This window comes from Arthrobacter zhaoguopingii, from assembly GCF_009828595.1.
GTDB lineage: Bacteria > Actinomycetota > Actinomycetes > Actinomycetales > Micrococcaceae > Arthrobacter_D > Arthrobacter_D zhaoguopingii.
In genome coordinates, this window is sequence record NZ_WPNY01000025.1 from 1 (window position 1) to 18,445 (window position 18,445).

An 18,445-nucleotide genomic window follows, 5' to 3' on the forward strand; every position below is an offset into this window, starting at 1 on the left:
TCACCGCCGGAGACGGCAGAAAGCACTCGGCAGACTCACGCCGATCGAGTTTGAGACAATCAACAACATGGCGCTGGTCGCCTAGAAACTATCAACCCCACGAGTCAACCAAACCGTCGGCAGTCCCTTTCAAGTGGAAGCGAGACGATGATGACCAGCGAGTTTGAGTACCACAACGGGTTGGATGGAAGCCCTGGTGCGCCTTCTGAACCGACCCTTGTTGAGGATGTGCTTCTCCTGCTCTTTCAGCCATCGTCAGGCACCATCGCCGGCGAGACCACGCTTTTTTACGTGCTGGGAGGTGCTGTTATCGCCGATCTTGCCTTGGCGGGAAGGGTGGAGGCAAGGGAATCTGGCCGCTTTTCCATTACTTTGCATGCGCTTGGCGAGGATCCACCGAACGATGAGCATCTTCGGTCCGCCTGGGAGTACATGGCCGAGAAACCCCGGAACGCGCAGTCTGTACTCGCATCGATAGGTCCGGTGCTTCGCGCCCCGATATTAGATCGACTTGTTGCCCGCGGTGATCTGATTAGCCGCGCCACCAAGACCTTTGGCATCTTCAATTCGACGAGTCTTTCCGTTGGGAGTGAGCGCCGCGCAGCGCTCCTCGATTCCGTCCGGGCGACCCTGCTCGGGGGCGAAGATCCCAATCCACGGACCGCTGCGGCCATCTCCCTTCTATCGGCCAGCGGTACGCTGTCACATTTCCACCCAGAAATCCCTTGGAGCGGTGACGTTTACACCCGAGGCAAACAGATTCAGATGGGAAACTGGGGCGCCAATGCCGCTGGATCTGCAGTCACGCGAACAATGACCGCCATCACCGTCAATCCCTTGATCGCCGCGACGGTTCTGCGTCCTGACTGATGAAATGATCAGGCTTTCCCGTTACTGAGGTTCTCGGCGAAGTGGCTTTCGATAGCGCGGTGGAGGCGGATCTGGTTTTCAGGGTTATCGAACCCGTGGCCTTCGTCACTGGCAAGAAGGTACTCCACGGGGATGCCACGCTCACGAAGCGGCACGACGATGTTATCGGATTCAGCCTGCACGACCCTGGCGTCGTTGGCGCCTTGAGCGACCAGCAAGGGGATGGTGATCTGGTCGATCATCGATATCGGCGAACGCTTTGTCATCTCCGCAGCTGAAGCGGGATCGTCAGGGTCACCAACGTATCGGAACCAGCTGTTCATGTTGTAAGGGCGGGTGAAGGGAGGAAGCGTGCGCAGGAAGTTCGCGAGGTCGGATATCCCTACGTAGTCGACCGCGGCGGCGAAGTAGTCGGGAGTGATGGCAGCACCGATGAGTGCCGCGTAGCCACCATAGGACCCTCCCATGATGCCGATACGCCGCGGGTCAGCAATACCTTCGGAAACCGCCCAGTCACACGCGTCAATGAGGTCGGTATGCATTGCGCCGGCAAATTCCCCGATCGCAGCCACTGTGTGGCGCCGGCCGTACCCGGTCGACCCACGAAAATTCACCTGGAGCACGGCGTAGCCGCGGCTCGCTAGAAACTGCACCTGGGGGTTATACCCCCAGGTATCGTGCTGCCAGGGTCCGCCATGCACGAGGAGTACGAGCGGAGGCGCTTGGGCATCCTCGCCGACCGGAAGAGTCAGGAACCCGCGCAGTGGCAGACCATCACGAGCCTTCAGGCGAATGGGCGTCACCGGGGACAGGCTGGACGGATCGAGCTGGGGGTAGGGGCGGAAGAGGAGCCTGCTTTCGCCGGTGGCGTGGTCGTACAACCACGTGACCGCAGGGTCCCGATCATGAATGAAGGTAGCGACCCATCGCTGCTCCGACAGGTCCGACGAGAGTGTGCCCAGTACCCCATCGGAAAGCTTTGAGAGCTCAGCGTAAACTTCGGCGAAACATTCGTCTAAAACTTCGATGCGGGGCCGGTCGTCCACGAATCGTGCGGCAATGACCTCTCCGGTTCGCCGGCTGGTAAAGACCGTCGGAGGTAACACAGTCGGCGCCATCGTGCCGAGGATGTCAAGACTGTGGCCCTCTACGGCCGCAATCACAGCTTCCTCGCCGGTATGACGGTCGATCCGAAGGAGACGCAGGTCATCAGAATCCTGATAGGCACCTATCAAGAGACCCTGGCCGTCGGGGGTCACCATCTGCGGCTGCACACCCACGGGGTACTCCGCACCCCCCAGACGCCGTAGTAACCGACGGCTGCCACGATCACCGTCGATCGCGAAGATCTCAAGCGTTCCGTCCTCGGCCATCCGGGTCGAAAAGGCGGGCGTCCCGTTCGTGTCTAGCAGCACGATCTCGTTCGGGTCTGTCTGTTCGTGGTGCAGCGCTGTCTCGCCAGTGGCGACATCGACGCGAAACAAGTCGATGGCCGTCGGTCGTAAGTTCATGGAAACGAGCACGTGGCCGGGCCACGAAGTCAGCGAATCCACTCCAAAGACGCGCGAACCTGCCGGCAGCGGTGTCAGGTCGGTCGCTGGCTGCTCCGGTGCGGTTAGATCCACCCGAAACAGGTGCCAGTCCTCATTGCCGTCGGTGTCCTGCAGGTACAGCAACCACCGTGAATCGTCGGCCCAGAAAAAGCTCGTGATGCCACGCCGTGAATCGCCGGTCGCACACATAGCATCCGAATGGTCTTCATCGACACCGCGCACCCAAACGTTCCGCCGCCCCAGTGCTGGCGCTAAGTACGCGATCCGTAAGCCATCTGGCGAGATCACCGGATGGGCAAAAGCTGGGTCGGCGAAGAAGTGCTCGACGCCTATCTGTCCGGCCGCGAATGCCACGGTGCTGCTCCCTGGGTTGTCTGGCGTTCGAGCTCCAGTGGATACGATGTTCCTGGAACCTGCTTAAGCTTGGTGGGGACTTCAGGAGAGGATGCTGTTTTGCACCTGACCGTCGGGGTATCTTGGCATCGGTCCTGCTTTCGCGCGGACGTACGGCTAGGGTGACTTCACGTGCAATCGAACTTCGCGTGGTGCCTCGCCGTTGTCCCTTGCGGCGATGAAGCTTGCTGAGGCAACTGAAGCAACACCCTATGTTCACCTTGCCGGGACCACCAAGTCTAACGCTATGCGTTCGTAACCGATCCGGAAACGAAGGCACCCGTCTCAACGAGCAACCTAGGACCCTGCACCCCGTCGACGACGCCGATGAAATTTCCGGGCTCTTGTTGGGTTCAGCAGCGCTCCCTGGCACTTACCGGCGGCCACCCCTTCGGCGCCAGTCCGGTCCATCGCAAGAACGGCTGCCACATGGCCTGCCGGGCCTAAACCGATACTGACGAGATTTCGCGCGCTGATCCGCCAGAGGTCCTGACTGAGGTCCTCCTACACCCCGGGTGCGCCGGTGGGTTCGTCAGCTTACCCGCGGGCGGACACCAATCGTTCAGCCGGTCGATCAATCAGCTCGGACCAGCCGCCGTCGGGGTGACTTGCTCTCATTTGTGTGTGTGGTGGGAACACGGTGTTGAATCGGTGGCGAACCGGTTAGTGCACCCTGGGTGGCACACGCCGGTATCCACTCTCCGAAGGTAATCGAGAAAGGAGCGACAGATGGGTTGGAGCACGCGGGAAATCGCGGACCTGGCCGGGACGACCGTGAATACCGTGCGTCACTATCACCGGACCGGTCTTCTTGAGCAGCCTGACCGTATGTCCAATGGCTACAAGCAGTACCAGGTCGGACACCTCGTCCGCCTCCTGAAGATCAGACGCCTGCGCGACCTCGGCGTCCCGCTCGACCAGATCGACCAGGTCGGCGTCGATGGCGACTCATCGACCGAGGCACTGCGTGCCATCGACAGCGACCTCCACGCGAGCATCGAACGATTGCAGCGGGCCAGGGCCGAGATCCAGGCAATCCTTCACGGATCGTCCGTGACGGACGTTCCCCCGGGATTCGAGAGCGTGGGAGCTGGCATGTCGGAGGCGGACCGGTCCCTCGTGCTGATCTATTCTCAGCTCTATAGCGAGGAGGCGATGCGTGATCTGCGGGACATGGTTGAAGCGGACACAGGTGAGGTGAGCGCGGAACTCGATGCGCTGGCACCCGACGCGGATGAAAGTGTGCGCCAGGAACTCGCCGAACGCTACGCGCCCATGCTGGCCAAGACACTCAAGGACTATCCCTGGCTGAGCGACCCGAAAGGACAGGTGACAAAAAGTGCAGCAGTGACGCAGGACACTGTCACCGAGTCCATCGTGGAACTTTACAATCCTGCACAACTCGACGTTATCGTCCGAGCGAGCAGCATCGCCCATGATCTTCTGCGCAGCTCCAATCTCCAGCTGGAAGACCAGGAGCCCCCACCCTGATCGGACGGCAGCGCCAAGCCACTCGGACCCGCGTCAAATACCACTGGGAGGATGGCTGCAAGAACCGGACCGGCAGCGGGCCGGGATCTTCGGCGCCGCTTGGAAACCCTCTCCTGCCTCAGTGACTGCGCCGTCAGCCGGCGGATTGCCGCCGGTGCTGGCGAGGACCGCCCTGAGTTCCACCCCGAAAAGCGCGCCCGCGGCACCGGCACCCTCGACAGCCTCTCCAGTGAAGGCACCGCACCGGGAACCGGCACCATCGTCCTGTCCGCGAGTGGTTTTGGCGGCAGGACCGAGTCCCGGATTCTCGACCGGGGCCCGGGCATCCCGGACTCCCGCAAGGACCAGGTCTACACGCCGTTCCAGCGGCTGGGTCATACCGACAATGACACCGGCTCGGACTCGGTATGGCCCTGGCTAAGGGCTTCGTCGAGGGCATGAACGGGACCCTCACCCTGGAGGACACCCCGGCGGCGGGTTGACCTCCGTCGTCTCCCTGCTCACGGACTGGGACTATGAGGTCGTCACGGCCCGCGACGGCGCCGCTGCGCTCCGCCGCGCCGCACTCGCTTTCGCGCAAGTGCTCATCCATTTCGGGACCGGATCGGTGTTCTACCTCGCGCGGCGCTCCAGCGGGTCCCTGGTGACCGCGATGATCCTGCACGCATTGTGGGACTTCTCCATATTCTCCTCCACCGTGGCCTACGCCGGGCTGGTGACTCCGCTCATCGGTATCGCCGCGGTCATCGTCGTTATGGTCCTCCTTCGACGGGAGAAGCGCAGCGATCTGAACCAGACACCGGTGTTGACACACAGATCCGCGCGGTGGAGCGAGTGCGCGACAGGCTCCATCGGACCGCAATCACCATCGGTGTTCACAGCGGCCGGCGAACGCCTGGCGAAGAGTCACCAAGTGACGCAGGGGTTTCCTCGAGCCCCACCAATTCACCGCTGTAGGACCATTTTCCGTCGCGAGAGTCATAACAGTCGCTAACAGATTGAGTCAATAACCCACACATTGGGTACGTGACGAGCAGGGAGAGAAATTTCATGCCGTGGGTATTGCCAGCTCTGTTCGCCGCGGCTGCGGCCCGTCCTCTTTCCCAGGCGCTCGTCAACCGCAGGCGCCGATTGCGTGGGCCAAGGACGATCAGCGAACTGACCCATCCGATCATTGGCGGCATACCGCAGGCCGTGCAGATCCGGGGTCAGGACGTCACCAACCCGATTCTGCTCTGGCTGCATGGCGGCCCAGGATTTCCCATGATGCCGTTCGCGCATGCCGTCCAGTCTGCGTGGGAGCATCACTACACGATTGTGCACTGGGACCAGCGCAACTCCGGAAAAACATTGGCACGCAACGGGGTTGGGGCCGGAAGTCTTGACCGGCACGTGGAGGACGGTCTGGAACTATCCCAACAGCTTCGGCAGCGATTCCCGGGAGTTCCTATCATTCTCGTAGGACACTCCTGGGGAACGGCGATAGCGGTGGAGATGCTCCGCCGCGCGCCGGACCACTTCGCGGCCTATCTGGCGATCGGCCAGGTCTCCGACTTCATAGCCGCTGAGCGGTATGGCTACGAAAGAGTTTCTCAGGAAGCTCAGCAGCTCGGAGCTCGGCGCATTGTGAAGAGACTGCAACGCATTTCCGCTTATCCCTTCGGCAACACACTAACCCCCGATGCGGTAAGTCAAGTGCGATCCGCCTACATTCAGTTGCGATTCATGCACCACAGGACCCGCTTCGTCATGGCGCGGCTGCTATGGCTCGCTTTCCAGTCCCCCGACTACTCTTGGCGCGAACTTGCCACCTTGTTGAATCGTCGGGCCGGCGAAGCTTCCATGTCCATGGCCCTGCAGGAGCTACCAACAATTTACGAGCGCGCCCGTGGAGCTCAGATCGACTGCCCCGTCATCATGGTCGCCGGAGCGAGGGACCTTTTCACCCCGACCCCGGTCGCGCGCCAGTTCTTTGACACTCTTGAAGCGCCGGACAAGGAATTCGTGGAGATGGAGAATCTGGCCCATGTCGGGCCGTTCGAGGACGCGGCATTCTTCGATACCTTGCTGATCGAACGACTCAAGCCTTCCCTTCGGGATGAGGAACCGACTCAGCCTTGTTTGTAGGGCCGTTCTGGGTTGGCCGCTAATCACACCGCCATGTAGCAGCGTTCGGCTCAAGGGCCGGCAAGCGTTCACGGACGCTCTCAAGACGGCCATTCCTCATTGGAGAAATCTAGGACGTCGTCCGGATCTTGTTGGTCCAAGCCCGCTCACCTTCTGTCCCCACTGCACACCTGCGGGAAGTGGCCGGAGGTAAAGCCCTGTACGCCCGCGGGAAGCACCAGGGACACGGCCAGTGCAGCGGATCCAACCGCCGAACTGCGGCCCGCGGACCGCCACGGCTTCGACAGGGCGGAGCTGGGCCTCCGGCTGGCACGGAGAGCCTCAGCAGGTAAGCGGCGGCTGTGACCGCGAAGGAGGGCACGCCTGCAGCGTCAGGTCCGACGACGGCGGGAACCGCCAGGATAGGCAGCAGTGCCGGGCCAACAAGGCACTGCCCCACCGCCTCAGGGTGGTGGCGTGGGCGTCGACGACCAGTCCGATCACGCTGAGGGCTGGACGCGTCAGCCGGCCAGTGGCAGGTCCAAGCCGAGCCAGACGGCGGCCAGGTCCCCGCCGGGAGGAACCGCGCAGGCGTGCCAGCCAGCGGCACCGAGAATCTCCAGTTGCGTTTGGCAGTCCCCTGGCCGCTCGGCAATGATGATGGCCCGCGCTCCGGGGTAGGAGTAGGCGGCTGGGGCGAGCAGGTGTGCCTCCCCGGGGGTCAGCATCCCCAGCACTGCGATAAGGGGCCCATTACTGCCGGGGGGCGGTGGGGGCAGGAGCCTCTGGCCGACGCCTGCTGGGCCGGTGCAGTGTTGCGGGAGCGCTGTAGACGGCTGCATGGCTGCCCGGGGCCTGTCTCTGGATGGGTCCGGCGTCCGGGGTGTGCCATGCCCACAAGCATCCGTGGGGGCTAATTGCAGTCCGGCGAGTCCTTCGGCAATGCTGGCCAGGCCGTGTGGTCCCTTGTATTCCTCCTCGGCGGGAGAGTGCGCGGATGGGGAGCGCAGGAGTGCCGGTGCGCCGTAGTGGTCCAGCAGGCGCATCGGGATGTCCCGATTAATCAGGTGGGCGGCGATGGACATGACGGTGGTGAGTGCCCACTCAAAGGCCGGTGTAGGCCCGGGAGGATGAGTGCGGGGTGAGGCTAGCGTACCGGCCGTGAAGCTCCCGCTGCGTTGGTCCATTATCAGGGTCACCATCCTGATGGAGACCTCCTGCTCCTCCTCAGGATCCATGAGAGTGGGCTGCCGTGCCGTGCGGGCCCAGTGCACCCGGCGCATCGGGTCACCGTGCAGGTATTCGCGGATCATGGCGCTGCTGCCGTCTGGTCGGCTCCGGTGCAGCCTGTCGGTCATTTCGTCATCGTCCGTGGCAGCGCCGAGGGACAGGGGTGGGAGCGTCACCGGTGCCGGGGTGACAAGGAGCCTGTCGCAGGTTCCGATGCTCCAGCGGATTGTTCCCATCCCGAGTGGACCGGTGAACTGCGCTGCGACCGGTCCAATCTCATAGACCCCACGGGAGGGCGGGGTCAACCGGTACTCGCCGTAGAACTTCTCTCCCCCGCCGGTGGCGGGCCGAGGCTGGACGGGATGAGATGTCCCGGTCAGTTCCTTTGGCAGGTTTTCCATGAGGTTGACGGATCCACTCCCTGGAGTCGGGCCGGCGACCTCAAGTGTCACGGTGGTTGAGGACCCGACCGGGAGTACCTGCGGCTGAAACCGCCGCACCAGGCTCAGGTGCGGGTTCAGGAGCCGCAGCACAAGCACCGACGTCAAGGGCAGGCAGAGCAGCAGCACCGCGACATACACCAGGTCCCGGAGGCCCAGCATCAGTTCGGCCAGCAGCGCCACACCGCCTGCGAGGACGAAGCCCCAACCCCGCGCGGTGAACCGGAAGGACGATGACTTCCGGTAGCCGACCACCGGGCGGTGCGGGCGAAGCCGGCGAATCATCGGCGGGACCTTCCGGGGCGCTGATCGTCGCGGGCCACCGGGGCCTTTGCCGGCACGCTTCGCACGACAGAGGAGGCGATCCCACCGGCGCGCACGTCCCGCCGGTCGAGCACCAGGTGGTGGATCTGGAGCATGTCGATCTCGGAACAGGTATCCGGGTAGGCCATGGAGATCCGGGCCATGGAGCGGTCGCGCTGGGCCTCGGGTAGCGGGTTGGTGCCCTCCACCTTGATGGGGCTCTGATCGCTCGGTGTGTGGGTGTGGACGTCGGTGGGCACCTGATGCTCCTTCATGCATTCAAGCAGTGCCGGCTCGCGGATCGGCGAGGACAGCGCCTCAAGCCAGTCGGCCGGGTCCGACTCCGGGGGACCTCCAGTGGGAGTGATGGTGGCGTAGATGCTCATGGTTTCCTCTCAAGTGGCGGGTCGGGACGGCGAAGTGTGGGTCCTGCGGGTTGCGGATGGGGTGCCGTATCCATCCGGCTGGCCAGGACCCCCCGGGTCCCGGCGGGTCCGGGCGTTGTCCTGCCCGACCGGGTCTTGGGGGACACCGGCACTTGTCCGGAAGGGCCTGTCCCCGCGGGGAAGGGCCACGAGGCGGACTATCTCATCAGCGGCCGACTGCGCGGAAACGCTGACGCCGGAGCGCACCGGGTCTGACGGTGCACCCCCGTCACCGGCAACCGCGGGGTCGGGTGCACAGCGGGCACCGGGGGCCCCGGATCCGGAGGCCCTGCCGGGACGGTAGACATCGCTGAAAGCCGGGGCGTCCTTGGTGGCCGGCCCTGGCACCATGATGCACGTGTCTATGCCGAACTCCGCCGCTTCACGAGCCGTAGCCACGGCAAGGGCATCGAACGCGGCCTGTGATGCGGCGTACGGTGCGCGGACAAGCCCTGTTGTTGCCGGAAGGGTGCTGGCGACGTACAGCAGTGTGCCGGAGCGCTGGGCGCAGAGGTGCGGAAGGACCGCACGGTTGACCCGATGGGCGCCGAGGGCGGTGAGGTTGATCAGGTGGACAAGGTCCTCGTCGGTGAGCCCACGCACGTGTCCGGCGGAGAGGTCCCCGGTGGTGTGCACCACGGCGTCGATCCGACCCGCCTCGTCGATGATCGTGGCTGCCGCGGCGTTCGAGGAGTTCTGAGACGTGACGTCCAGTTCGACCACGCTGAGGTCGATTCTTTCGGTCCGGGCCAGTTCGATCAGGGTGCGGGCGCTGGCCGCGTTCCGCCCGGGGACATCGCCCATGGTCGCGTACACCGTGTGGCCGGCCCGGGCGAGCGACCGGGCTGTTGCGTTGCCGACGCCCGTGGCGGCGCCAGTAATCAGGATGATGGACATCGTGGTTCCCTTAGGTCGAAGGCGTTACGGTGGCAGTGCAACGCAGGGCGCACGGGCGGGCGGGAGCGGATCAAGGCCGGGTCGCCAGTGCCCTCCCCCACCGCGGGACCGGGTCCCAGGCAGGCCCGCCGTTCCCGGTGAACACCTGTCCGCTGATCCATCGGCCGGGTCCGGTCGGCGGATGCGGGGAGCCTCCTGGTTCATTGCCGGCATCCGCGGAGTGGGGGTCGGCCATGTGTTCGGCGGCGGCGAGGGGCTCGAGCAGCAGGGCGCTTTGGTCTTCGGTGAGCGCCTGCGGGAAGCTCAGCGCCAGATGTGCCATGGTGAGGGCGGCGACCATCCAGTAGGTTCCCTGTGTCCCTCCGGTGACTCCGGCGACCATCTCGCGGAGCCGCCGCAGGTCAATATGCCTGGCATGTGAGGCCACCGCCGCCGCGGCCGAGGCATATGAGGTGTGCGTCTGGATGATGGCGTGGCGCTCGGCGGCTGCCCTCAGCTGGACCTCGGTCCATTGCCGATGCACGATACGGGGGGCGGGCAGAACTGCTGTTCTCATTGGATCTCCTCATGGGGCGGGCTGCCGATCCGAGGCCGTGCCGGGGACCGGGCACGGTGAAGGCAGCCAGGGGCGGCTGCGGCAGGCTGAACTTGCGGTGTCCCACCACGAGTTCCATGGCTTTCGCGCCGCTGATGTGGGTGGCGGGTCCGGTGTCGATCACGCGCGGAGTGGCCTTAGGAGGAGGAGCGTGGTGGACGAGTTCAAGACATGCCGGTCCGGGCGGATAGGCGGAACTGCCATGGAGTGTCCTTCCGGGTCAGGCCTGTGAAGGATCCTTGATGACCGGCGACGTAGATTCTGGCCGTAGCAGAGGATCCCGCCGATCTGGGCAGGACTCCCCCGGCAAGGGCACCGGGACGGCTCACACCGCGCCTCCGTTGACAAAAAGGGTTTGGCCATTGATCCATCGGCCGGGCCCGGCAAGGAAAGCGGTCACTTCCGCGATGTCCTCAGGCGCGCCAAGACGCTCCATGGGGCTGAGCGATGTGATGTGGTCGATGACCTGCTGCGGCTTGCCCTCGAAGAAAAGCGGGGTTGCTGTGGGGCCGGGAGCGACGGTGTTGACGGTGATGCCATGGCCGCGCAGCTCCCGCGCCAGAACCAGCGTCATAGCTTCAACCCCGCCCTTGGATGCGGCGTAAGCCCCATACGTGGGCATCAGCAGACGCGTGATGCTCGTCGAGAAGTTGATAAGCGCTCCGCCTGTACGGATCTGGCGCGCTGCCAGCTGACTGATGACGAAGGTTCCGCGCAGATTCGTTCGTTGGATCCTGTCGAAGGTCCCGAGGTCCATCTCGGCGATGGACGCCAACGGCATAATCCCGGCCGTATTGACGACCACGTCGACTCCTCCGTACTTCTGGGATGCATGATGGAAAAGTGCTGCCATGTCCTGCTCGTCCGCAACGTCGCCTCCACAGGCCACCGCCTGGCCTCCGGAGGCGTGGATGGCCTCGACAGTCTCCTTGGCTTTAAGCTCGTTGCCGCTGAAATGCACGAGCACGTTCATGCCGTCGTGGGCGAGGCGGTGTGCGATGGCCCGTCCGATCCCTCCCGAGGCACCGATGACGATTGCGTTCCGTTCGGTGGTAGTCACGTCGTGGTTCTCCTGTTTCGTGATGTTCTTTCGTGCGTGGTGCGTGGGTGGGCCGCGCCCGTGCCGGTGCCCGTGCCGGGCAACGCCGGCCCGGTAACCTGCGTCGAGGCATCGGCCCGGATGTGAACGTCAATTCGGCGAGCGCGATCGACTATTTCCACATGCAGGGTGCGGTCCACCCGCGCGAGGAGGCCCCGGCGGCGAGGACCCCATCCGATATCCCGGAATGGTTTCGGGGGATCACCGAGGCCGGGCGCCTTCCGTTGTCAAAGAGACCGGCTGCCGAAGTTGTTCCTTCAGCGGGGCGGGGCCACGACCTGATGCTTATCGGCACGTCCCAAGCGATGCGGTACGCGCTCCCTCCTCCAACCGTGAAGGTCGCTCGCAGCAAGGAAGCGGCAGTGCGGTGCGGGCCGGAGGTGGAGTCCAACGTCCCAGCACGTCGCTGACCCGTAGTGTGCACGGCACCGCCCCGTCCCAGGAGCGGTGCCGGAAAGCGCCTGCAGGGCCGATGGGCAACCACAACTCGCGATGACGCGCCTCGCGCCCCTGCACCGCTCGACAGGGTGTTGCCGCCGGCCCGCAGGGGGTTGGGAACCGGCTCGGCGTTCTCAGGCGGCTGCCGGAGCCACGGTTAGCGTTGTCCGGTCGGTCGAAGGATGATTTCGTTGATGTCGGTCTGCCCGTCCTGGTTCAGGGCGTAGGAAATGCTCTGGGCGACGGTGTCGGCTGGCAGGCTGAACCTGCGGTATGCCACCATGAGCTCCCTGGCTTCCGTATCGGTGATGTGGGTGGCAAGTTCGGTGTCGATGACGCCCGGGGAGATCGTCGTGACGCGGATACTTGGATCCAGTTCCTGCCGCAGTCCCTCGGTGATGGCCCAGGCAGCGAACTTCGTTCCCGAGTAGACCGCCGAGGTCGGAACTACCTGGTGCGCGCCGATGGAGGCGATGGTAATGAAGTGACCGGCGTGCTGGCGCTGGAAGTGGGGCAGTGCCGCGGCGATTCCGTGCAGGAGTCCCTTGATATTCGCATCCACCATGGCCGTCCACTCCTTGACGAGCAGGCTTTCCATCCGGGACAGGAGCATGACGCCGGCGTTGTTGACGATGACGTCCACCCGGCCGTATTCGGCAGCAGCGGAATCGACGAAGTCCTGCATCGCGGCGGCGTCCGTCACGTCCAGGGCTTTGTAGCCGGCGCTTCCACCGTCGGCGGCGATCTGCCCCGCCAAGTCCTTGAGCCGTTCGATCCGGCGCGCTCCAAGCACAACGTGATGGCCCTCCTTCGCGAGGCGGACCGCGGTCGCGGCCCCGATGCCGCTGCTCGCCCCGGTGATGAGAATCACTTTGCCGGCCAGGGGCGTCTTTCGTGCTGGCGCGGCCGCTGGATAAGAAATCATGAGGGTCCTTTCGATGGGATCTGACAGGTTCATCGTCGGGGTTCAGGCGACACTGGTGAAGGCTGTGGTATTCATAGGAGGAGCACACCCCCTATTAGCGGACCGCACCGGAGACCAGGGCACCGCGCACCCGGCAGATCGGCCGGCCCTGCCCAGAGCAGACCTTCTCCCCCCGGGATGGAACCTGTTCACCTCGTTTGGCGGCATCCGGGCCCTTCGCCGCACTGGCTGAAGCATCCGGGGCTGGCCGCCGCGTCCCGTCGACCGCTGCCCGTTGAGGCCCGTCCTCTTTCCAGCATGGACTGGTCGCAGGGTGGTTGGGGCTCCTTGCCTCCGCGGGCCCGAAGCCGCGGAACTCCCCGGGCTCCGGGCTGTGATGATCCTGGGTGTGACACGGCCTGCCGCTGACCCCTCCCCTCGGGTCATCATCGATCCATGCGACACATCAACAATTCTGCAGGCATAATCTCACTCGCTGTCGGGCTGATGAGCGTGACGGCATGTCAGTCGTCTCCGGAGGGACAGCCGGCCCCGGTCGCAACGGTGTCCCCAAGCCCATTGCTTACAGCTGGCGGCGCCGAGGAACCGGCCGGCCTTCACCCGTACGTCGGCATGTGGGTCACCGCGGACAACCAAATCCGGCAGGAGCTCCTCCCGGATGGACGGTACGACGAAGCGAGGGGAGAACGTGAAAGCGCCTACACCGGCCGCTACTGGGTGCAGGGCACCCATATCGAGTACCTCGACGACACCGGGTTCAGCGCCGACGGCGACTTCCAGGGGGACGTGCTGCATCATGGCGGGTACGTCTTTTACCGCGAGGGCAGCCCGGCGCACCGGCAGGCGGCCTCGAAGCAGAACTGAGACGGCGTACCGGACCGCCCGCATGGAGAACCGTCCGGCCGGCCCGACGGCACGGACTAGGTGGCACGGGTTAGGCGGGACTCGGCAACGATGACGCTCCCGAAGCGGGCCGGAGTGCTCTCCCGAAGGATCTGCCGTCAAGCTATCCCGTCCGGTCCGCCTTCTCCGGGGACGGGCTCGCGGTTAGCACGCCGAGCAGGGCAAGCGCGTCGGCACTGGGGGAACCGCGCTCGGCGTGATAGATCACAAGCTGCTGACCCGGCGCGGAGCGCACGTCGAAAGTCTGCATACGCAGAACCAGCTCCCCGACATTACGATGGCGAAGATGCTTGGATTCCAAGGTCTTGCCGCGCACCTCGTGGGAGGACCACAATTCGCCAAAAGCGGGGCTGTGCCGGAGCAGACTCTCAATTACTTCGGTGACGCGTCTGTCGTCTGGGGCGGCACCCTGCGCCAGACGCAGCGCCCCGGCCGAACTTCTGGCGACCATGTCCCACTCCTTATAGAACACCCGGGCTCCGGGGTCCAGGAAGACTGACAGGATGAGGTTGCCGTGGAGGTCGAACGGGTCGAACAGTGCAATGGCAAGGCTGTTGGCACTCAGCACGTCATAGGCGCGGCCGAAGACTATGGCCGGGGTCTTTGGCCACATCCGAAGCAGTTCCGTGAGCTCGGGTGCGGCGCTCTCCGTGGAGGGTCCAAGGACCGGCGCCGGGAGCATCCCCGCAAGGCGGTAGGCGTGAAGCCGAGCGTCCTCATCGAACCGCAGGGTCCGCGCCAGCGCTTCAACGACCTGGACGGAGGGATGCCGTTCACGCCCTTGCTCGAGCCTGGTGTAGTAATCCACACTCATGCCGGCCAAGGCGGCAACTTCCTCCCGGCGCAGACCCGAGACACGCCGCCCGGAGGAGGTGGGCAGCCCGACTTCCTCCGGGGTAATAGCGGCCCTGCGGGCCTGGAGGAACTGACCAAACATCGTGTTGTTCCCTTCGTTATGAAGCGGTGGTAACGACCTCAATCTACGCGGCGTCGCCGGCGGAGTATCGGTGCAGCACCATGCCTCCATGATGGAGCACATCGTCCACAAAGTCCCCGTCGGCGGTGAACCCTGTGTCATCTACGTACTCGATATGGGTTCCCTCAATCTCGTAGGCGCCGGTGTAGGCGGCCTCCCTCCGGCCGCGCGCTTCGACGTACCGTCCGCCTGGGAGGAGCTCGTGGCGCACGTGCCCGTCATGCGTGACCCACATTCCGATGTAGGGGTGTTCCCGCCCGCTCACCGGGTCACCCGGCCGGCGAGGGTCGCGTCACAGGCGTCCCCGGCGAGAACGACAGTGAGATTGTGTTCCCGAACGATCCGCCGGCCCTTTCCGGTGAACCGCCACACGAGGGGAGGCGCTCCTACGGACGTTGTGCACGGGTCCGTCCAGGACGCCGCGGCGGGCGGTGAAGAACGGTGAAGATGCGGGGAGGCGGTGGTGTCAGGGCTCATGACGTCAACGTTAAGGGGACGCGCTGGCCTGAGGGAGGGCGCACCACACCCACCCTCAGGCCCCGTTCCGCCGGTTCCACGCCGATATGGGAGCGAAAATTCCTCCGTCTGCTGCGTCAGTACCTACCGAGAAACGGGGAGCTACGTCAGTTCAGCCAGCAGGACCTCGACGAGATCGCCAACAAGATCAACATGAGATCACGCAGCGTCCTGGACTGGGCGACGTCTTCAGCTATTTCGAACCGTCCACGCACGCTACAGCTGTTCCGTAGGAGGATCCCTTAGCCACGCATGCCCAGGGCAGTGCAGGAAGCATCAATACCAACTGCTCCAGAACAGGCTTAGTTGACCAGTGTTGCGGGCTTGAGAAGTCGGAAGGCTTCATCAAGCAGCACCCGAGCCCGCACGGCACCATCGCGGTGTACGAACTCGGCGGTGGAAAGGTCCAGACACGTCAGGGCGCACAGCGTGACCGCCCGTGCTTGATACTGCCGTTCGGTTTCCGGGACAGTCATGGCGTCAGCGATCAGTGGTACGAGCACAGTCATCCAGGCCAGGTGCTTTTCTGTATGCCGGGCCCGCAGGGACGGCGTGCTGATGATCACCCGCATCGCACGCAGGGACCGGTCAGGATCCGATTCAAAGATCTCCACAACCGGTTCGAACCCGGACCGCAGGGCTTCCCATACCGGCATTGACTCCAGGCTCGAAGCAAGACGCCGGCGAACGGGTTCGCCATGGACCATCGGGTCGCCCAGCACGACGTCCTCCTTCGCGGCGAAGTATCGGAAGAAGCTCCGTGGCGAGATACCGACCGAAGCCGCGATCTGGTCGACGGTCGTCTCCTCGAAACCCTGCTCGTCGAACATCACAATCGCAGCGTCCGCGATCTGCTGACGCACGGCATCCCGGGTGCGCTGCCGCAACCCGACACCAGAACTCCCGCTTTCGCTCACACCACCAGCATACAACGCCGGGGTTGACAGTCACTGCCACATTGGGCATAGACTGCAAGCATTTCGGGCGCAGGATCTACAAAACTGGCCCATCCACCACAGGAGACCTCATGCAGACACGCACACTGGGCACTCAGGGCCTGACCACGTCCGCCATCGGCTACGGCTCGATGGGAATCTCATTTGCTTACGGAGCGGCCGACGCTGCGGGTGGTTCATCGGCCATCCAGCGCGCATACGACCTGGGCGTCACCTTCTTTGACACCGCCGAGATGTACGGCTGGGGAGAGAACGAGAAGGTCGTCGGACAAGCGGTGAAGGGCTTCCGCGACGAGGTGGTTGTCGCCACGAAGTTTGGTTTCACCCGCGACTACGGGTTCGACAGCCGGCCCGAACACATCCGCGAGGTCGTCGAGAACAGCCTGCGCTACCTGAGCATGGACCACATCGACGTGCTCTACCAGCACAGGGTCGACCCCAACGTCCCCATCGAAGATGTCGCCGGGACCGTGAAGGAACTCATCGACGCCGGCAAGGTCAAATATTTCGGGCTCAGCGAAGCCGGACCCGAGACCATGCGCCGCGCCCACGCCGTCCAGCCCGTGTCTGTCCTGCAGACCGAGTACTCCCTCTTCGAACGCGACGTCGAGGTGCTGTTCCCGACCCTGAACGAGCTCGGCATCGGCTTCGTCCCCTACTCGCCGCTGGGCCGCGGATTCCTCACCGGCACCACCAAGCTGGCCTCCGAATACGAGGAAGCCGACATGCGCAGCTGGGACGCCCGCTGGCAGCCCGGCAACTTCGAGAAGAACGTCGAGGCCACCCGCCAGCTGACCGAACTCGCAGCGACCAAGGACGCCACCGTCGCGCAGCTCGCCCTCGCCTGGCTGCTCGCACAAGGAGAACACATCGTTCCGATCCCCGGCTCCCGCAGCGCCAAGCGCGTGGAAGAGAACATCGGCGCCGCCCGCCTCACCCTCACAGCAGCCGACCTCACCCGCATCAAGGAAATTCTCCCCACCGGAGGATTCGGCTCACGCTACCCCGAAGGCATGAACCCCAACTGGCACTAATGAGGCTCAGGTAAAGGAAGGTGCGGGACCCACTACGGGCCCCGCACCTTCTGCTTCGTCCGAATAGCCATGCCCAACCGACTCCCACTCCGCTCCAAACAAACGCTGTTCCAACACCTGCAAACCCGACGCCCGAGATTTATCGAGCCGCTGTCCAATCTAGAAACGGGGCAGCCCCCAAAGCCACCAAGTCGGAAAGCACTCTCGTGGACTGTCATGTCGACCTGAGCAAGCGGCCATAAAGCGCCGGGAGAACCGCGCCACCTACCGCTGCAACTTACACAAGGGTCCTATATGAAATTAGATGCTCTTCAGTCGCGTATATCCCACCCGAGAAAAAGCCCGGAGAGTGCAGCTCAAGCACTGTATTTGGTGCGGTGTCACATCGGGGTCCGGATGTTCCCTACATTCGCGCAGGGCGGCACCGGCTTGGCAGGACGGAAGGGTGAGCGACATCAAGCCTTTCCTTTCGGCCGATATCCCCTCCGAGGAGCCCGTTGTTGAAGCGGTGCCGCACCCGTGGCGGCGCTACGTCGCCCTGGGGATTCCTTCACGGACCCGGCCCCGTGCTCGAGTGGAAGCAAGACCGGCGACGGTCCGCTCGGAGATCAGCTCCCGCTCGAATTCCGCCAGAGCCGCGAAGATACCGAACACTAGCTTCCCCGCTGCGGTGGTCGTGTCGATCGCGGCGCCCTGTCCGGTGAGGACTTTCAGTCCGACCCCGCGGGCAGTGAGGTCATGGACAGTGTTCACCAGGTGGTGCAGGTTCCGGCCGAGCCGGTCGAGTTTCCACACGATCAACGTGTCCCCGTCCCGCAGTGCTTTCAGACAGGCGGCCAGCCCGGGCGGTCGTCCTTCTTACCCGAGGCAAGGTCCTCATACAGCTGGGCCTCGTCCAAGCCGGCTTCGAGCAGGGCGTCCCGCTGCGGATCGGTCGTCTGCGATCCATCAGACTTCGACACGCGCATGTAGCCGACGAGCATCCCGGAACTCCTGTCAATTATACGACCGGTTACGGGACAAGCGATGGTCTTACTCCGATGCAACCGCAAATTGTGACGCAAGTGTTCACTTATTTTACGGTGCGTGAACGTTTGGTCCCGGAGTCATGTGACATGGGGTGGATCGAGTTGAATTTGGCCTCTGGCCCTTCGCGTACTGCCCTTTTGGGACTGCCGACGGTTTGGTTGACTCGTGGGGTTGATAGTTTCTAGGCGACCAGCGCCATGTTGTTGATTGTCTCAAACTCGATCGGCGTGAGTCTGCCGAGTGCTTTCTGCCGTCTCCGGCGGTGA

General features: G+C 64.1%; 18 protein-coding genes and 2 pseudogenes. 8 read left to right on the plus strand and 12 right to left on the minus strand.

Going from position 1 to position 18,445, the window contains the following annotated elements:
- The first annotated feature begins 147 nt into the window (after nucleotides 1-147).
- Complete coding sequence (locus GVV86_RS18080) at nucleotides 148-870, plus strand: GOLPH3/VPS74 family protein (protein ID WP_246670049.1); 723 nt, start codon at nucleotides 148-150, stop codon at nucleotides 868-870.
- An 8-nt stretch (nucleotides 871-878) separates the two neighbouring features.
- Here the strand turns inward: GVV86_RS18080 and GVV86_RS18085 are convergent, their stop codons facing one another.
- Entirely contained in the window at nucleotides 879-2,777 is a 1,899-nt protein-coding gene (locus tag GVV86_RS18085; protein WP_201291525.1) for a S9 family peptidase, read from the minus strand.
- 768 nt (nucleotides 2,778-3,545) lie between these two features.
- Between GVV86_RS18085 and GVV86_RS18090 the strand changes: the two genes are divergently transcribed.
- The 4 genes from GVV86_RS18090 to GVV86_RS18105 are packed head-to-tail and all read left to right on the plus strand — an operon-like array spanning nucleotide 3,546 to nucleotide 6,434.
- A complete protein-coding gene (locus tag GVV86_RS18090; RefSeq protein WP_159803627.1) occupies nucleotides 3,546-4,307 on the plus strand; it encodes a helix-turn-helix domain-containing protein in 762 nt (253 codons plus the stop codon).
- Nucleotides 4,308-4,358: 51 nt separating this feature from the next.
- Entirely contained in the window at nucleotides 4,359-4,748 is a 390-nt protein-coding gene (locus GVV86_RS18095) for a histidine kinase (RefSeq protein ID WP_159803628.1), read from the plus strand.
- Between the two features lie 37 nt (nucleotides 4,749-4,785).
- Complete coding sequence (locus GVV86_RS18100; RefSeq protein ID WP_159803629.1) at nucleotides 4,786-5,301, plus strand: PrsW family intramembrane metalloprotease; 516 nt, start codon at nucleotides 4,786-4,788, stop codon at nucleotides 5,299-5,301.
- A gap of 32 nt (nucleotides 5,302-5,333) precedes the next feature.
- Complete coding sequence (locus tag GVV86_RS18105; RefSeq protein WP_201291526.1) at nucleotides 5,334-6,434, plus strand: alpha/beta fold hydrolase; 1,101 nt, start codon at nucleotides 5,334-5,336, stop codon at nucleotides 6,432-6,434.
- A 500-nt stretch (nucleotides 6,435-6,934) separates the two neighbouring features.
- Here the strand turns inward: GVV86_RS18105 and GVV86_RS18110 are convergent, their stop codons facing one another.
- The 6 genes from GVV86_RS18110 to GVV86_RS18135 form a co-directional block, all read right to left on the minus strand.
- On the minus strand, nucleotides 6,935-8,368 hold the full coding sequence (locus tag GVV86_RS18110; RefSeq protein ID WP_159803630.1) for a DUF58 domain-containing protein: 1,434 nt from the start codon (nucleotides 8,366-8,368) through the stop codon (nucleotides 6,935-6,937).
- Nucleotides 8,365-8,772, minus strand: coding sequence for a MoxR family ATPase (locus GVV86_RS18935; RefSeq protein WP_159803631.1), 408 nt, complete (start codon nucleotides 8,770-8,772; stop codon nucleotides 8,365-8,367). Before GVV86_RS18935 ends, GVV86_RS18110 begins: the two co-directional genes overlap by 4 nt.
- Nucleotides 8,773-8,781: 9 nt before the next feature.
- A complete protein-coding gene (locus GVV86_RS18120) occupies nucleotides 8,782-9,708 on the minus strand; it encodes an SDR family NAD(P)-dependent oxidoreductase (RefSeq protein WP_159803632.1) in 927 nt (308 codons plus the stop codon).
- Nucleotides 9,709-9,778: 70 nt separating this feature from the next.
- Nucleotides 9,779-10,264: a hypothetical protein gene (locus GVV86_RS18125; protein WP_159803633.1), complete on the minus strand. Its 486-nt coding sequence runs from the start codon at nucleotides 10,262-10,264 to the stop codon at nucleotides 9,779-9,781.
- Between the two features lie 364 nt (nucleotides 10,265-10,628).
- Complete coding sequence (locus GVV86_RS18130; protein ID WP_159618830.1) at nucleotides 10,629-11,363, minus strand: SDR family oxidoreductase; 735 nt, start codon at nucleotides 11,361-11,363, stop codon at nucleotides 10,629-10,631.
- A gap of 634 nt (nucleotides 11,364-11,997) precedes the next feature.
- Complete coding sequence (locus tag GVV86_RS18135) at nucleotides 11,998-12,765, minus strand: SDR family oxidoreductase (RefSeq protein ID WP_159618832.1); 768 nt, start codon at nucleotides 12,763-12,765, stop codon at nucleotides 11,998-12,000.
- A 558-nt stretch (nucleotides 12,766-13,323) separates the two neighbouring features.
- Between GVV86_RS18135 and GVV86_RS18140 the strand changes: the two genes are divergently transcribed.
- On the plus strand, nucleotides 13,324-13,629 hold the full coding sequence (locus GVV86_RS18140; protein WP_246199791.1) for an Atu4866 domain-containing protein: 306 nt from the start codon (nucleotides 13,324-13,326) through the stop codon (nucleotides 13,627-13,629).
- A gap of 142 nt (nucleotides 13,630-13,771) precedes the next feature.
- Here GVV86_RS18140 and GVV86_RS18145 read toward each other — a convergent pair whose 3' ends face one another.
- Genes GVV86_RS18145 through GVV86_RS18155 form a run of 3 tightly spaced genes read right to left on the minus strand, consistent with a single transcriptional unit; the run spans nucleotide 13,772 to nucleotide 15,121 of the window.
- A complete protein-coding gene (locus GVV86_RS18145) occupies nucleotides 13,772-14,605 on the minus strand; it encodes a helix-turn-helix transcriptional regulator (RefSeq protein WP_159618836.1) in 834 nt (277 codons plus the stop codon).
- Between the two features lie 43 nt (nucleotides 14,606-14,648).
- The gene (locus GVV86_RS18150) at nucleotides 14,649-14,909 is read right to left on the minus strand and encodes an Atu4866 domain-containing protein (protein WP_246199792.1); all 261 of its coding nucleotides are present in this window, start codon (nucleotides 14,907-14,909) and stop codon (nucleotides 14,649-14,651) included.
- A complete protein-coding gene (locus tag GVV86_RS18155; protein WP_159803634.1) occupies nucleotides 14,906-15,121 on the minus strand; it encodes a hypothetical protein in 216 nt (71 codons plus the stop codon). The genes GVV86_RS18150 and GVV86_RS18155 overlap by 4 nt, the downstream gene beginning before the upstream one ends.
- A gap of 105 nt (nucleotides 15,122-15,226) precedes the next feature.
- On the opposite strand from GVV86_RS18155, the pseudogene GVV86_RS19025 reads away from it, so the two are divergent.
- Nucleotides 15,227-15,406 (plus strand): annotated as a pseudogene (locus GVV86_RS19025) (hypothetical protein); the annotation flags it as partial.
- A gap of 56 nt (nucleotides 15,407-15,462) precedes the next feature.
- Here the strand turns inward: GVV86_RS19025 and GVV86_RS18160 are convergent.
- Nucleotides 15,463-16,047 (minus strand): TetR/AcrR family transcriptional regulator, encoded by a 585-nt coding sequence (locus tag GVV86_RS18160; RefSeq protein WP_201291527.1) that lies wholly within the window; start codon nucleotides 16,045-16,047, stop codon nucleotides 15,463-15,465.
- Nucleotides 16,048-16,187: 140 nt separating this feature from the next.
- On the opposite strand from GVV86_RS18160, the gene GVV86_RS18165 reads away from it, so the two are divergent.
- A complete protein-coding gene (locus GVV86_RS18165) occupies nucleotides 16,188-17,150 on the plus strand; it encodes an aldo/keto reductase (protein ID WP_159803635.1) in 963 nt (320 codons plus the stop codon).
- 528 nt (nucleotides 17,151-17,678) lie between these two features.
- Here the strand turns inward: GVV86_RS18165 and GVV86_RS18170 are convergent.
- Nucleotides 17,679-18,133: pseudogene (locus GVV86_RS18170) on the minus strand (recombinase family protein).
- Nucleotides 18,134-18,445: the final 312 nt, after the last annotated feature.